Source organism: Psychrobacter cibarius (assembly GCF_904845955.1).
Classification (GTDB): Bacteria; Pseudomonadota; Gammaproteobacteria; order Pseudomonadales; family Moraxellaceae; genus Psychrobacter; species Psychrobacter cibarius_B.
Map to the genome: position 1 here is coordinate 298991 of NZ_CAJGYX010000003.1, position 14591 is coordinate 313581.

The window sequence follows — 14591 nt, forward strand, 5'->3', positions numbered from 1 at the left end:
CCGGTCATTATTTCCATGTATAAATTTACTCCTCTCTATTCATTGGCTTTTATCATTTATGGCTGTATTTTGAGTTCTATATCTTGGGCTGAAGCTGCCGAACCAAAATTTGACGCTAGCTTTTATATGTCGAAAATTTGTACTGCATATATAACTAAGAACGATAATGAATTCTGCGATGATGGTTATATCCTTAAAAGCGAAACGTTAAATAATGGCGAAGTAATAGAAACCGTGCTTATGGATGGAATAGGTCATTACGGTTGGAACCATACTTCGCTTAAAAAAATCGATAAAGATACTTATCATGTCTATATCGGCTGTGGTAGTCCGTGCGGCACTAATATACTATTTGGTCGTGGGGATAAAAAACAAAATTTTGACCTATACTTTGACTTTGATACAAAAAGTCAGTGTAGCGTTGAGTATAACAATGACCAAAAGCTCTGGGTTGCCCGTCATTTTTTCTCCGATAAAGAGGTAGCTTTATCTTCAACTCATGGCAATAGTGAATCTGCGATTTATCCCAAGTACGATGCTGAGTTCGATAAAAAAGGACGTCTGATTATCAAAAACCACTTCTCAGAAGAAGTGGTTCAAACGTTGCCTAATCCCTGCTCGCATAATTAAAAAAACCTCATAAATAGCACGACAACAGTTGTCGCATGAAATCAATATTTCTTCAATAATTCCAGTGACTTACAAGCCAATTTGCTAAAATAATAGCTAATAAATGAATTGGTAATCTTATGGCCACCATCAATTATGAACGACTACAAGGCAAGCTCAATATTTTAGCGGATGCTGCTAAATATGATGTTTCTTGCTCATCCTCCGCTGGTACGCGCAAAAACCAAGGCGGTGGTCTGGGCGATGCTTCTGCAACTGGTATCTGTCACAGCTATACCGAAGATGGTCGCTGCGTCAGCCTGCTTAAAGTCCTCTTAACCAATCACTGTATTTACGACTGTGCTTATTGCACCTCACGCAAAAGTAATGACACCCCACGCGCTGCTTTTAGCGTCGAGGAAGTCGTTGATTTAACCATGCAGTTTTATCGTCGTAACTATATCGAAGGGCTGTTTCTCAGCTCAGGTATTTTTAAAAGTGGCGATTATACGATGGAGCGACTGGTTGAGGTCGCTAAGATACTACGTACCCGTGAGCGTTTTAATGGCTATATCCATTTAAAGACCATTCCGGGTGCATCAAAAGAGTTGCTGTTAGAAGCTGGTCTTTATGCTGACCGCTTAAGCGTTAATATTGAGATTCCGACCAAATCAGGTCTAGCACTGCTCGCCCCAGAAAAATCACATGATGAATTAAAAGCACCGATGGAAACGGTTAAAACTGAAATTATTACGATCAAAGAGAGCCGTAAAACCCATAAAAAAGCACCGAAATTTGTGCCAGCAGGTCAAACCAGTCAAATGATTGTTGGCGCGAGTAACGAGACTGACTTGCAAGTAATTCAGTTATCGAGTCATTTTTATAAACAGTACGATCTTAAGCGCGTTTACTACTCTGGCTATGTACCGATGTTGTCCGACAGCCGCTTGCCAGCGATTGGAACGCCCGTGCCGATGATACGTGAAAATCGCCTTTATCAAGCGGACTGGCTGATGCGTTTTTATGGTTTTGGCGCGCATGAAATCGTTGAACCAGACTCGCCATTTTTAGATTTGGACTGCGATCCAAAGCTGGCGTGGGCAATCCGCCATCGCGAGCATTTTCCGGTCAATATTCAAACCGCAAGCTATGAGATGATTGTGCGCATTCCCGGTATCGGCACCAAAACGGCTAAAAAGATAGTGAAGGCGCGCAAGTTTAATCAGTTGACGCTTTATCATCTGAAAAAGATGGGCGCGGCGGTCAATCGCGCCAAATACTTTATCGCAACGACTGGTAAAAACGAACATTTAGCGCATTTAACGCGTGATAACTTCCGGCAATATGTATTGGCACAGACGCAGACCAAGTATAAAGACCAGCGTAATGGGCAAATGGCTTTGTTTTAAGCATCAAGATTATTGATAAAGTGAGCCACACTATTAGAGCATCTTGAGATAGTCAATTAGGATAAATAATGTCGCAGTCATGGTCAGAAATCACTGAAACCCAAGCTTATCATCTGGGGCAATTAACACCCAGCATTGTGCTTTACGAACCAAGTTTTGAGGGTTGGCTGAGTGCGGTATTTTATGTCTATGCCAATAAACTGCAAAACGATGATGCTCTACAGTTAATCGCTCAAGACTGCTATGTACCTTCATTAATCGCACAAGCGACTAGCGTTACTACTGATGAAGACAATGCCGAACGCGTACTCACCAAGCTGCATAAGTTATTAGGTCGTTCAGGTATGCGCAATATTCTCTGGGGATTTTTATCCGAAAAAGACAATATCGGTACGATTTTATTTCGGGTAGTCAAATATGCCATTGACTACCCTAATCGCTCTATCATGGAGGATTTGGGTAATCTTAATGTTTTAGAGCTGGTGCAAACGGTTAAGTCTGTTGGTCGTGAGAAGCATCGTATGGAAGCCTTTGTACGTTTTGAGCATACCACTGACGATATCTATTTTGCGCGAGTAGAGCCTGATTTTAATGTCTTGCCTTTGATTGGTGAGCATTTTCGTCAGCGCTACCAAGACCAACACTGGGCGATTTATGATTTATCCCGTGGCTATGGCATTTATTATGACAAGAGCCAAAGCACGCCATCACGACCTGCGACTTTGCAAACTATCACTGATTTAGATGATACCGTGCTGCGCAATCCTGCCAGTATTCATAGCGAGGATGAGCAGCGCTATCAAAAATTTTGGCAAGGTTACTTTACTAACGTCAACATCAAAGAGCGTAAAAACCCACGTTTGCATAAGCAATACTTGCCGCAGCGCTATTGGAAATACTTAAGCGAAAAACAAGTACTGCCCAATGCTGAGCATTTACAGAAACGTCGCTAGTGACTTTTATCCTTCGATTCAAGCCTTTATGCGTCTCTCTCTTAGAAACTCGACCATATAACCTTATCTTTTTATCTTGATGGTTGAGTTTTGGCGGCTTTTAACTGACAATAGCCACTTGTTATTATGAACTGGTCACCAATGCCATTATGAAAGTTATGCGCTTATTATCGTCTTTAAAGCATGATGAATCCGAGCGCGGTATTTTTCATCTTGGGCGCGCATTGGTCAAAAATGGCCATACCTCCATCATCGTCTCTAGCGCCGATGAAGATAATGATCTGGTCAAACGCCTAAAGCGTGATGGCAATAACTACCATCAGCTACACATGAATAAAAAGTCTTGGCTGTCGTTACTACAAGTCACGGCGCTGCGGCGTTTAATTGAAGAGTACGATCCTGACGTGATTCATGTGCACTCACGCACACCTGCATGGATACTGCATTTGGCATTGCGCCGCGCCCGCGTCAAGCGGATACCAAAGCTAGTGTCAACCATGTATGGTTTTTATCCGATCAATAAATACTCTCAAGCCCTACTCGATGTCGATACCATCATTACCGTCTCCGATAGTGTGACCAATTATCTAAAAAAAGGCCTGCGCCGAGAAGATGCAGACCCTAAAGTCATCAAACGCATCTACCGTGGTATCGATACGCGCCGCTATCCTTATCGTCATAATCCATCTGTTTATTGGCTACGCCATACTTTTGCTGAATATCCTGAGCTTGAGCATAAAAAATGGCTGGTATTTCCAACCATTATTGGCAACGAATATGGTCAGGAATGGCTGATTGATATTTTGGGCAACTTGCAAGAGCAGTTCCCTAACATCCACGTCATTATCATGGATGATGATTATAGAGATGGTGATGTCGCGCACGAAGATTTCCGTCAACGCACTAATACATTAGGGTTGGCTGATCGAATTACTTATGTAGGTAGCAAACGTAATGACATGCGTGAATGGCTCTCAGCCGCCAATATCGTGATGGCGCTTGCGAATGAGCCTGAATCAATCGGCATCAACGCCTTACAAGCGATTCATTTAGGCACGCCCGTTATTGGTTGGGATCAGGCCGCATTTAGTGAGATTTTACAACCGCTATATCCTCAAGGGCTGGTCAAAAAATACAATGCCAATGCGCTATGTAAAGCAGTGAGAAATCAATTAGAAAGCATCACACGCCCTGAAATGACCAATAAATTCACCATGCGTGAGATGATTGAAGAAACCCTCGCTGTCTACCAAGCTTTATACGACGACTCGCTCGCAGAGGAACAAGCTGCAAGCGATGCCGCTGCTGTCAAAAGAATTAAAAAGACGCTAAAAAAGTCCTCTAAACCCACTAGTAAGAAGCCTGAGTCTGCTTATGTCGCGCTTGCACCAGCCGATAAACAAACTAAAGTAAAGCTTATCAAAGAAAAACCTAAAGCGATGAGTACTTCAAATCCGCTTACTGACTCAGAAACGCTTCAAGATCATAAAGACCTGTAAGCCTACCACTTTGTTACTTAGGCTAATATCTAACAGCTTGCTGGGGCGTGTTTTCAAAATGAATTAGTTCATACAAAAAAACGCGGCTTCTATTTTTAAAAGCCGTGCGGGAAATCACTATGGTTATTTAAACATCAAATTAAATGGCTATTAAAATGCTCACCTAATAAGTCGTCGGGGTGTGCGCACTAACAATGCGAGTCACGCCGTCAGTAGGGTTGATAAAAGTATGCGGGCGAATGGTATCAATCACGTAGCTATCACCTTGGTTTAATAAATACGTCGTCTCATCGATACGGATAAGAATCTTGCCTTCAATAACGGTGCCAATCTCTTCACCTTCGTGGGCGATTTTTTCTTCCGTTGAGCTGTTCGGTTGATACACCTCAATCAAAAAACCCAAATTCTTGGTAGTGCTACAGTTATATACCTGTCTTAGCGACACTCTGCTACTCGGTTCGCTCAGCTCCAACAAATCCTTCGGCGTTACCACGACTCTCGCCTTTGGTTCCTTCCATTCATCACTAAAAAACGTGGTTAAATCAGAACCCAATACCGCCAAAATTGCCTTTAGCGTATTCACTGCTGGACTGACTTTATTGCGCTCAATGGAGCTAATAGAAGTATTGGTTAATCCCGACAATTTCGCAAGCTTACGTTGCGAGTAGCCTTTTGCGAGGCGCAGCTGATTGATCTTTTTACCGATATCCTCTTCTGGCGACTCGTCATTTTCGGCTGACATCGCTGTCTCAGAGTCTGTCAGCTCATCTTCATCATCACCACTGATGTCGTCATCTGTATCGATATCAGCCGCCTTATCGCTGGCAACATCAGCGTCAATGCTGTTATTAATATCAATGTCAGTGCTGGCATTGTCTACATTGCCTTCAGTAGTGCTATTCAGTTTGGGGTTTGCTGGCATAGTGAATGAATTCCGTGAATAGAAATTTGGACAAGTCGTCTTGTGCATAATTTAACTCAGGATGCCATTGTACACCAATCATAAATGGATGTTGCAACAAGCTGATGGCTTCGACCAAACCATCAGGCGCTAGAGCCTCAACGAATAAACGCGCGCCTACTCCATTGATTGCTTGTTTATGTAGCGAGTTAACGTGCCATTTTTCACCAAAGGCGGCAAGCCTGCCATTTGCTTGAATAATCACGTCATGAACTGGCTGATACTGCACTTCAAGTGGCTGAGTATTGTCCTCTAAATGTGGCTCATAAAACCCCTCTACTTCCCGCCAATCAGGATGTAGTGTGCCACCAAAATGCACATTCATCTCTTGCAAACCTCGGCAAACCGCTAGTAATGGAGTGCCAGTCTTGTCTGCATAATCCAACAATTTAAAGCTCAGCTCATCACGACCCAAGTCTTGTTTCGCTTCAATATGCGTCGCGCCATAGCGCGTTGGTGCCACGTTACTATAACTTCCCGTTAACAAAATCCCATCTGCGATATTCAGTAGCGCCTCAAAGTTTTCGCTATCGGCAGCAGTATTTGGCAGTAGTATGGGATTGCCACCATAAAAATTCACGGCATCGATATATTTTTGATACACCGCTTGTGCTGGCTGCCCATCAACCATCTTATGACAAGAAACAATAGCAATAATAGGTCTAGAATTTTTCATACCGTCTTCCCTAGTTATAACAAATAGACCTCATCGTCTATATTGCTCAATCCTTTATTTAGCTGAAATTTAACACAGCACCTCATAAAATGTAAACTATAAATTTCAATATTGCCGATATTAATAATAAAATCGAATAAATGTATTAATTTAATATAATTTTAAATAAAAATTGACAACTATATTTTTCACACCTATATTGGAAGTCATCAGCGAGACATTAAACAAGGGTTGACGTTTATATCTCGATGTTAAGGGCTAAGAACAGCGAAATCTAAAGAATTCATATTATTAATAAAATTTGTTTTGAGAAATATAAAGAGACACATAGAGACTGTTTAAATAAGAGGTAATCAATCGCTGTTTTACCAAGCATTGGTTAGAAATATCACTAAAAGACGATGCGCCAGCAGTATCCGTATTGACAATAATCCCAGTAATTCTAAAAATTCATAGGAAGAATAGACATGACGACAACCAATGGAATGGTCGAATCTGCAAACAACACAGAATACGTTTATGTTGCGGCAGGTGATATTAATGGCTTACTTCGTGGTAAGCGCATCCCTTTCAATCAAATGGAAAAAGCAGAAAACGGTGCGATACGATTGCCTTTATCTATCTTAGGCGTTGATATTTGGGGTGCTGATGTCATCGAGTCTTCTCAATGTAATGGCGATATAGATGCCATTGCCCGTCCTACTGGTCGTGCCGCCTATCCACTTCTCAACACCAGTGCGCCTTCATCGCTATTGCCCGTTTGGCTTTATACAGAAAATAACGAACCTTATTACGGTGATGCCAGACACGTTTTGGATTACATTAGCAAAAAATTCAAAGCGCTTGGTTTGACTCCAGTGATGGCCACTGAGCTGGAATTTTATTTGGTTGACTATACTGCAGGCGAAACCCCAAGACCACCTATCCGCCCCAAAAGCGGGCTAAGACTGAATAAAACCTCAATTTTGAGTATCAATGATCTATTACAATTCGATGAATTTTTAGACGAAGTTTATGCACAGTGCAAAAAGCTCGATATCCCAGCAGATGCTGCTTTGGCGGAGAATGGCTGTGGTCAGTTTGAGATTAATTTATTACACGTAGACGATCCACTAAAAGCCGCTGACGATGCCATTTTGTTCAAACAGGTCGTCAAGGCCGTCGCTGCTCGCCGTAAACTCACCGCGACATTCATGGCAAAACCTTTTGGTCTACAGTCGGGGAATGGTTTTCATGTTCATTGCAGCTTATTAGATAAAGACGGCAATAATGTCTTTGATGATGGGTCAGATGAAGGCTCAGATATCTTGCGCCATGCAGTCGCTGGATTGTTAAAGACTATGTCGGATTGCACATTGTTATTTGCCCCACATGTGAATTCTTATCGCCGCTTTACACCCGGTACGCTAGCACCAAACAATGTGTCATGGGGTTATGAAAACCGCACGGCGGCAGTACGTATCCCTGGTGGTGACTCAAAAGCACGCCGTATCGAGCACCGTGTCTCTGGGGCAGATGCCAATCCTTATCTGGTCTGTAGTGCGGTACTGGCAGGTATGCTGTATGGCATCGAAAACAAGCTGGAAGCGCCAGAACCCATTAATAGCATTACTTACGACGAAGCAGAGCTTAAGACCTTGCCACTTGACTGGCTGTCCGCCATCCGCAAATTTGAAAGCAGTGATGTGATTGATTCGCTGTTCCCAAGCGAGATGATTGAGCTATTGATCGCGGTCAAAAAGCAAGAAGCCAAACGCTTTGCTCAGCAAGTGACCAACCTTGAATACCTCACCTATTTACAGGATGTTTGATATGTCAAATAGCAACTCAAGTAGCAACTCAAGTAGCAATTTAAACGGCAATGCAGCAACGAACCAAAACCTATCCTCGAATAACACGCGAAATATCCCACATTATTCAGACAAAGGGCAATATCCTGATAGCTATTATGCAGCCAGTCGTAATCCTAAGCCGGATAGACCAACCCTAAAAAATGACATCCAAGTGGAAATATGTGTGGTTGGCGGCGGCTATAGCGGTTTATCCACTGCCCTGCATCTCATTGAAACGGATCATGAAGTCGTGGTTTTAGAAGGCGCCCAAATTGGTTGGGGCGCATCAGGTCGTAATGGCGGTCAAATTGTCAATGGTCTAAATGCCAGCCTACAAAAAATCAAAAAGTCTTATGGTCAAGAAAATGCAGACTTCGTCGGTCAGCTCGTGACCCGCGGTGGCAAAATCATTCGTCGTTTTGTTAGAGACTACGATATCAGCTGTGATCTCAAAGAAAAAAACATCTTTGCGGCATTAAATAACGGACAGCTAAAAGACTTGCAAGAAACGCATGCACTGTGGGAGAGCCATGGTATGCATGATAGAGAGATGCTCGATAAGCGCGGTATCCAAGAGCATATAAAATCAGATGCCTATGTGGGCGGGGTCATCGATCACTCTGGTGGACACTTCCATCCATTGAATCTTGCTCTAGGTGAAGCAGCGGCCATTGAGCAAGGCGGCGGCACCATTTATGAGAACACCTTAGTGGTTGATATTGAGTATGCCGATGACTCTATCAAAGTCATCACCGAGTTTGGCACCGTAACTTGTAAGCACGCGGTGCTATGCGGCAATGCCTATCTCAATAAAGTCATCCCTAAACTGACTGACCGTGTCATGCCTGTATCGACGCAGATTATCGCCACCGAGCCGCTGGGTGATTTAGCAGACCAGCTCCTCCCAACCGATGTTTGTGTCGAAGATGTCCGCTACATTTTGGATTACTATCGCCTCTCAGCAGACAAGCGCATGTTATTCGGCGGTGGCACAGTCTACGGTGGTCAAGACCCCGCCGACATCACAGCTAAAATTAGACCAAACATGACTAAGATTTTTCCAGAGTTACGCGATGTCAAAATCGACTATGCGTGGAGTGGGAACTTTGCGTTGTCTTTTTCCCGCGTACCACAAATGGGCAAACTACATGAGCGAGTATATTTCGCCCATGGTTATAGTGGTCATGGCGTGACAGGCTCGCATCTATTTGGACAAATATTAGCCGATGCCATCAATGGTAAAACCAAAGAGTTCGATGCTTTTGCACAAATTCCTTGGATTCCATTCCCAGGTGGTCGAGCGCTGCGAGTCCCTTACTCGGTTATGGGCTCATGGTGGTATGCGCTAAAAGATACCACTGGCATGTAAACGCATAAAAACTTTGAATAATAAACATTGAATAAGGTGTTTTTACTTTAAAAGCGGTCGTTACAGTGACCTATCATAGCAACGGATTGTTGTGATAGGGCCGATAGACAGTTGATTCGCTACTGTCTGTCGCGCGTCAACCATAGAATAGAGCTTGTTTAAAAAAACAATGAGGTTTTACAGGGAGCGTAAATATGAACATGAAGCTCAATGATGCGGTCGAAGGACAGTATCATAATAAGCGAGTATTTCTCACCGTCATAGTAGCCGTCGTCATCTATCTGGCTTTTGCTTGGCTATCTACCAGCCATGCCCCAGACCAATCTTGGGGCGCCTTATCTTTACTACCAACCTTATTAGTATTAGTCACTGCTATTGTCTCTAGGCGACCATTCGAATCCATGATCGCAGGCTGTGTCGCTGGCCTCGTGATGCTCAATCCTTTTGATTTGGTCTCCCCTTTTGCAGACAACATGTCGATGGTGCTGGGTAATGAGACCATTATTTGGATTGTTCTCGTCTGTGGTCTAATGGGTGGTCTTATTCAACTGCTGGAGATTAGTGGGTGTCTAGATGGCTTTAGTGAATGGCTACAAAAAATCATTAAGTCGCGCCGTCAGTCATTATTGGCTACCTTTGCTTTGGGCGTCGTGGTTTTCATTGATGATTATTTAAACTGTCTAGCCGTATCCACCTCCGTCAAAAAACTCACTGACGTCTATAACGTTTCTCGTGAGAAGCTCGCTTATATCGTCGATTCAACCGCCGCACCGATGTGTATTATCGTGCCTATTTCTACGTGGGCAGTCTACTTTGCAGGTCTTTTAGAAGAAAACGGCGTGGCTGGCGATGGTGAAGGTATTGGGCTTTATATCAGCGCGATTCCTTATATGGCGTATGCTTGGTTTGCACTTTTGATTGTATTCTTGGTCGCGTATGGCATTTTGGGTGACTGGGGTCCGATGAAAAAGGCAGAGGCACGTGCCAAAGCCGGTAATCCTGTTCCTGAAGCCTTTGTCGAAGAGCAACTGATCTCAAACGTCCAAGCCAAACGTAAGCTATCGTTCAAAGCCAATATCGCAAACTTTGCTTTCCCAATGATTTTGTTGATTGTCTCTACGGTCTACTTCGAAATCGATCTATTACGCGGTGCATTATTGACCTGTTTTGTGACCGTCGTTGTCTATTGGATGCAAGGCATTTTAAGTTTTGAGACGCAAGTTGAAGCCATCTTTAAAGGCTTTAAAGTCATGCTTTATCCGCTCTCAACCGTCATCGGTGGTTTTTTCTTAAAAGCCATCAATGATGAGCTTGGTATGACCTCATATGTGATTGAGGCTATCACGCCTTATATGACGATTATTATTTTCCCTGCCGTCATCTTTGCCGTCATGGCTTTCTTAACTTTTGCCACATCATCAAGCTGGGGGCTGTATGTCCTTGCCATGCCGATTGTCTTTCCAATCTCTATTGCACTAGGCGTTAGCACACCCCTTATGATTGGCGCATTGTTATCAGCATCATCATTTGGTAGCCATGCTTGCTTCTTTAGTGATTCATCGCTACTTGCCGCGCAAGGTGCCGGCTGCTCCCCCATGCAGCACGCTTTTACCCAGTTCCCCTATGCCATGCTCGGTGCGGGTTTATCCGTCGTCACCTTCTTAGGATTGGGTTATATGATGGCTTAAGCCAACCTTAGCGCTATTATTTTAATCATTGACTAACGGACAATGAGAGATTGTTCGTCAGTCAATAAAAACAGCCCTTTTATATGGTAGTCACTAATAAATACGATAAGGATTTAGATCATGCGAAATGTCACCGTTGCTACGACCCAAATGGCTTGCGGCTGGGATATACAACAAAATATTGATACTGCTACTGAATTAGTGACCAAAGCTGCTAAAGCTGGTGCCAATATTATCTTGCTACAAGAGTTGTTTGAGACCCCCTACTTCTGCCAAGTCCATGACTTTGATTACTTTAAGCTTGCGACATCAGTCGCCGATAACGCCGCTATCTCTCATTTCAAAAAACTGGCTAAAGAGCTGGCAGTGGTATTACCGATTAGCTTTTATGAAAAATCAGGCAATACCTTTTTTAATAGCGTGACCGTGATTGATGCCGATGGCGAGATACTTGGCACTTATCGTAAAACGCATATACCAGATGGCATTCCTTATGCCGAAAAATTCTACTTTACCCCCGGCGACACAGGATTCAAGGTTTGGCAAACCAAGTATGCCAAAATTGGTGTCGGTATTTGCTGGGATCAATGGTTCCCTGAATGCGCTCGTAGCATGGCATTAATGGGTGCAGAAATACTGTTTTATCCGACTGCGATTGGTGATGAGCCAACATTGGACATCGACTCAAAAGGTCATTGGCAGCGCTGTATGCAGGGTCATGCTGCTGCTAATCTCATGCCAGTGGTAGCAGCCAATCGTATTGGCACTGAGACGATTGCTCAAAACGGAAACGATAGCGTCATGGCATTCTACGGTAGCTCATTTATTACCGACGGTCGTGGCGAGATTATACAAGAAGCATCTAAAGATAAAGAACAGATACTTAGTACGACTTTTGACTTAGATCAACTGGCTATCGAACGTCAGCAATGGGGCGTTTTCCGTGATCGTCGTCCATCGATGTATGGCATGTTGCTGACTCATGGATAAAGTTTGTTAACAAGCAAGCTCACTCGCGCTATTGTCAAATAAGGTGCTCTATATGTCATTATTACCGAACCGATTAATCACTGGCTCAACACCACAGCAAGACGGCTTTTACATGCCAGCAGAATTTGAGCCGATACAAAAAATATGGATGGTGTGGCCATACCGTGCTGATAATTGGCGACAACAAGCCGCTCCTGCTCAGAAAGCTTATGCTGATGTCGCATTGGCAATCAACAGATTTTGTGAGGTTGGCGTACTGGTCAATCCTGATGATTATCAATCATGCCGCGATAGTCTACCTGCTGACATCGACGTCATATCCATGCCCAGCAACGATGCTTGGGCGCGTGATACTGTCCCGACATTTTTAATCAATGATAAAGGTGAGCTACGCGCTTGTGATTGGACATTCAATGCATGGGGCGGCGACTATGACGGGCTATACTCGCCGTGGGATGACGATGATAAGCTGGCTGAACGCTTATGTGACCATCTAGATATCAAACGCTATCGAACGGATGACTTCGTGATGGAAGGCGGTGCATTTCATGTCGATGGTGAAGGCACCGTTCTGACCACCCGTATGTGTTTGCTCAGTCCTGGACGTAACCCGCACCTAACCGAAGATCAAATTGAAGACAAGTTAAAAGCCTATCTCAATGTGCAAAAAGTGCTGTGGATTGATGACGGTATCGATCCTGACGAAACCACTGGTCATATTGATGATATTGCCTGCTTTGCGCGCCCTGATGAAGTGGTTTGTTTATACACTGATGATTCTGAGCATCCATTTTATAAAGCAACACAAAAAGCCTATGAGCAGCTCTCAAATATGACCGATGCCAAAGGTCGCCGCCTAAAAGTCCATAAGCTTTGCTGTACCAAGCAACCTGTTACTTTACCTGAGAACTATGATATTGAGCAGTCTGATGATGCCAAGGCGCGTCAGACTGGTGATGTTTGTATCGCTTCGTATGCCAATTTTTTAATTTGTAATGAGGCTATCATCGTACCGCAATATGATGATGAAAATGATTCATTAGCCATCGAGCAGCTTGAAAAAGTATTTCCTCAGCATCAGGTAGTGGGAGTACGCACAAAGGAGATTGTCTTTGGCGGTGGTAATATTCACTGTATTACTCAGCAGCAGCCAAAATCATCAATTAAAAGCACGCGCATAAAAATATAAACCCAAATGGATGTTGAACCCAATAATATTTTAAAAAAGGACATAGCTATGAGCGATTATCAAGTTAATAACCCAGCCACTGGCGAAGTAGAAGCCACCTACCCTACGGCAACTGAGCAGGACATCCAGAACGCTATTGCACAAGCCGATACCGCTTATCAAGATTGGCGTCAGGTTTCATTGGATGAGCGCAGTGCCATACTTCATAAAATTGCCGATATCTATCTTGAACGTCAAGATGAGCTGGCTCGCATCGTTGCCAATGAGATGGGCAAGCCCGTTGCACAAGCGAAAGGTGAAATCGGCCTAGTTGCCGATATCTATCGCTATTATGCAGACAACGCTGAGCAGCTACCTAGTACCATTGATATTGATTCAGGTTCAGCTTCGGTAGAAAAACGTCCTGTAGGCGTTCTATTAGGTATCATGCCGTGGAACTACCCACACTATCAAGTGGCACGTTTTGTCGCGCCAAACTTTATGGCGGGTAATACCGTTATTCTAAAGCATGCACCGCAATGTCCTAAGACTGCGGAAGCCATCGCTGATATCCTAAAAGATGCTGGCTTACCAGAGGGTGTCTATAACAATGTGTTTGCCACCAATGAGCAAGCGGCAACAATCATCGAAGACAGCCGCGTACAAGGCGTTTCGCTAACAGGCTCTGAGCGAGCTGGGCAAGCAGTTGCTAAAATAGCAGGCGGCGCGCTGAAAAAAGTCGTGCTAGAGCTTGGCGGTTCAGACGCCTTTATCGTTGCAGCTGATGCCGATATCGAACAAGCTATAAAAGGGGCTATTTCTGGTCGTTTTAGCAATACAGGACAAGCGTGTAATGCTGCCAAACGCCTTATCGTTGTCGAATCTGTGTATGATAAATTCGTTGAAGGGTTTACTAATGCCGTCAGTAACATGACACTTGCTGATCCACTTGATGAAGATACCTTCATTGGTCCAATGTCTTCAAAGGCAGCAGCAGTTAACTTGCAAGAACAGCTCGATAGCGCCATTCAAGCAGGCGCGACCGTATTGGTCGAAGGCGGTATGATCAAAGACAAGCCGGGTGCGTGGTTTAAGCCTGCGGTATTAACTGACGTTGATGAATCTATGGATGTCTACCGTGAGGAGCTATTCGGTCCTGTGGCAGTCGTCTATAAAGCTTGTGACATCGATCATGCCATCAAGGTAGCTAATGATGTGCCTTTCGGACTTGGTGCTTCTATCCAAACGCAAGATGCTGCGCTAGCCGCTGAGATTGCTGACAAATTAGAAGTCGGTATGGTCACTATCAATGCGCCTTCTGGTAGCGAAGCCAATACTCCGTTTGGCGGCGTCAAACGCTCAGGATTTGGTCGCGAGCTTGGTACCCTTGGTATCACTGAGTTTTTAAATTATAAACTGATTCGTGATAAGTCGTAA

At 43.9% G+C, this 14591-nt stretch carries 12 protein-coding genes; 10 read left to right on the plus strand and 2 right to left on the minus strand.

All coding sequences use genetic code 11. From position 1 onward, the window contains the following. Window positions 1-15 precede the first annotated feature (15 nt). The 4 genes from JMV76_RS08005 to JMV76_RS08020 all read left to right on the plus strand — a co-directional run bounded on the left by JMV76_RS08005 (window position 16) and on the right by JMV76_RS08020 (window position 4470). Window positions 16-630, plus strand: coding sequence for a hypothetical protein (locus JMV76_RS08005; RefSeq protein ID WP_227690213.1), 615 nt, complete (start codon window positions 16-18; stop codon window positions 628-630). Window positions 631-749: 119 nt separating this feature from the next. After that, a complete protein-coding gene (locus JMV76_RS08010; protein ID WP_201502282.1) occupies window positions 750-2018 on the plus strand; it encodes a putative DNA modification/repair radical SAM protein in 1269 nt (422 codons plus the stop codon). A 68-nt stretch (window positions 2019-2086) separates the two neighbouring features. Beyond that, entirely contained in the window at window positions 2087-2971 is an 885-nt protein-coding gene (locus JMV76_RS08015) for a TIGR03915 family putative DNA repair protein (protein ID WP_201502283.1), read from the plus strand. A gap of 149 nt (window positions 2972-3120) precedes the next feature. Next, the gene (locus tag JMV76_RS08020) at window positions 3121-4470 is read left to right on the plus strand and encodes a glycosyltransferase (protein WP_227690215.1); all 1350 of its coding nucleotides are present in this window, start codon (window positions 3121-3123) and stop codon (window positions 4468-4470) included. A gap of 163 nt (window positions 4471-4633) precedes the next feature. Here JMV76_RS08020 and JMV76_RS08025 read toward each other — a convergent pair whose 3' ends face one another. Next, window positions 4634-5392 (minus strand): cupin domain-containing protein, encoded by a 759-nt coding sequence (locus JMV76_RS08025; protein ID WP_109590839.1) that lies wholly within the window; start codon window positions 5390-5392, stop codon window positions 4634-4636. Then, window positions 5367-6107 (minus strand): gamma-glutamyl-gamma-aminobutyrate hydrolase family protein, encoded by a 741-nt coding sequence (locus JMV76_RS08030; protein ID WP_201502284.1) that lies wholly within the window; start codon window positions 6105-6107, stop codon window positions 5367-5369. The genes JMV76_RS08025 and JMV76_RS08030 overlap by 26 nt, the downstream gene beginning before the upstream one ends. Window positions 6108-6574: 467 nt before the next feature. Between JMV76_RS08030 and JMV76_RS08035 the strand changes: the two genes are divergently transcribed. From JMV76_RS08035 to JMV76_RS08060, 6 genes are all read left to right on the plus strand, one after another. Continuing rightward, window positions 6575-7918 (plus strand): glutamine synthetase family protein, encoded by a 1344-nt coding sequence (locus tag JMV76_RS08035; protein ID WP_201502285.1) that lies wholly within the window; start codon window positions 6575-6577, stop codon window positions 7916-7918. A 1-nt stretch (window position 7919) separates the two neighbouring features. Then, the gene (locus tag JMV76_RS08040) at window positions 7920-9308 is read left to right on the plus strand and encodes an NAD(P)/FAD-dependent oxidoreductase (RefSeq protein ID WP_227690217.1); all 1389 of its coding nucleotides are present in this window, start codon (window positions 7920-7922) and stop codon (window positions 9306-9308) included. A gap of 194 nt (window positions 9309-9502) precedes the next feature. Then, on the plus strand, window positions 9503-10996 hold the full coding sequence (locus tag JMV76_RS08045; RefSeq protein ID WP_201502286.1) for a Na+/H+ antiporter NhaC family protein: 1494 nt from the start codon (window positions 9503-9505) through the stop codon (window positions 10994-10996). Window positions 10997-11116: 120 nt separating this feature from the next. Further along, on the plus strand, window positions 11117-11986 hold the full coding sequence (gene aguB / locus JMV76_RS08050) for an N-carbamoylputrescine amidase (RefSeq protein ID WP_227690218.1): 870 nt from the start codon (window positions 11117-11119) through the stop codon (window positions 11984-11986). 52 nt (window positions 11987-12038) lie between these two features. Then, a complete protein-coding gene (gene aguA / locus JMV76_RS08055) occupies window positions 12039-13175 on the plus strand; it encodes an agmatine deiminase (protein ID WP_201502287.1) in 1137 nt (378 codons plus the stop codon). Window positions 13176-13223: 48 nt separating this feature from the next. Then, window positions 13224-14591 (plus strand): NAD-dependent succinate-semialdehyde dehydrogenase, encoded by a 1368-nt coding sequence (locus tag JMV76_RS08060; RefSeq protein ID WP_201502288.1) that lies wholly within the window; start codon window positions 13224-13226, stop codon window positions 14589-14591.

What these genes read in the sequence shown, in the direction of transcription:
- JMV76_RS08015 (WP_201502283.1), top strand. Translation starts at nt 2,087, where the DNA reads ATGTCGCAGTCATGGTCAGAAATCACTGAAACCCAAGCTTATCATCTG.
- JMV76_RS08005 (WP_227690213.1), top strand. Translation starts at nt 16, where the DNA reads ATGTATAAATTTACTCCTCTCTATTCATTGGCTTTTATCATTTATGGC.
- JMV76_RS08010 (WP_201502282.1), top strand. Translation starts at nt 750, where the DNA reads ATGGCCACCATCAATTATGAACGACTACAAGGCAAGCTCAATATTTTA.
- JMV76_RS08035 (WP_201502285.1), top strand. Translation starts at nt 6,575, where the DNA reads ATGACGACAACCAATGGAATGGTCGAATCTGCAAACAACACAGAATAC.
- JMV76_RS08040 (WP_227690217.1), top strand. Translation starts at nt 7,920, where the DNA reads ATGTCAAATAGCAACTCAAGTAGCAACTCAAGTAGCAATTTAAACGGC.
- JMV76_RS08045 (WP_201502286.1), top strand. Translation starts at nt 9,503, where the DNA reads ATGAACATGAAGCTCAATGATGCGGTCGAAGGACAGTATCATAATAAG.
- JMV76_RS08060 (WP_201502288.1), top strand. Translation starts at nt 13,224, where the DNA reads ATGAGCGATTATCAAGTTAATAACCCAGCCACTGGCGAAGTAGAAGCC.
- JMV76_RS08020 (WP_227690215.1), top strand. Translation starts at nt 3,121, where the DNA reads ATGAAAGTTATGCGCTTATTATCGTCTTTAAAGCATGATGAATCCGAG.
- JMV76_RS08030 (WP_201502284.1), bottom strand. Translation starts at nt 6,107, where the DNA reads ATGAAAAATTCTAGACCTATTATTGCTATTGTTTCTTGTCATAAGATG.
- aguB (WP_227690218.1), top strand. Translation starts at nt 11,117, where the DNA reads ATGCGAAATGTCACCGTTGCTACGACCCAAATGGCTTGCGGCTGGGAT.
- JMV76_RS08025 (WP_109590839.1), bottom strand. Translation starts at nt 5,392, where the DNA reads ATGCCAGCAAACCCCAAACTGAATAGCACTACTGAAGGCAATGTAGAC.
- aguA (WP_201502287.1), top strand. Translation starts at nt 12,039, where the DNA reads ATGTCATTATTACCGAACCGATTAATCACTGGCTCAACACCACAGCAA.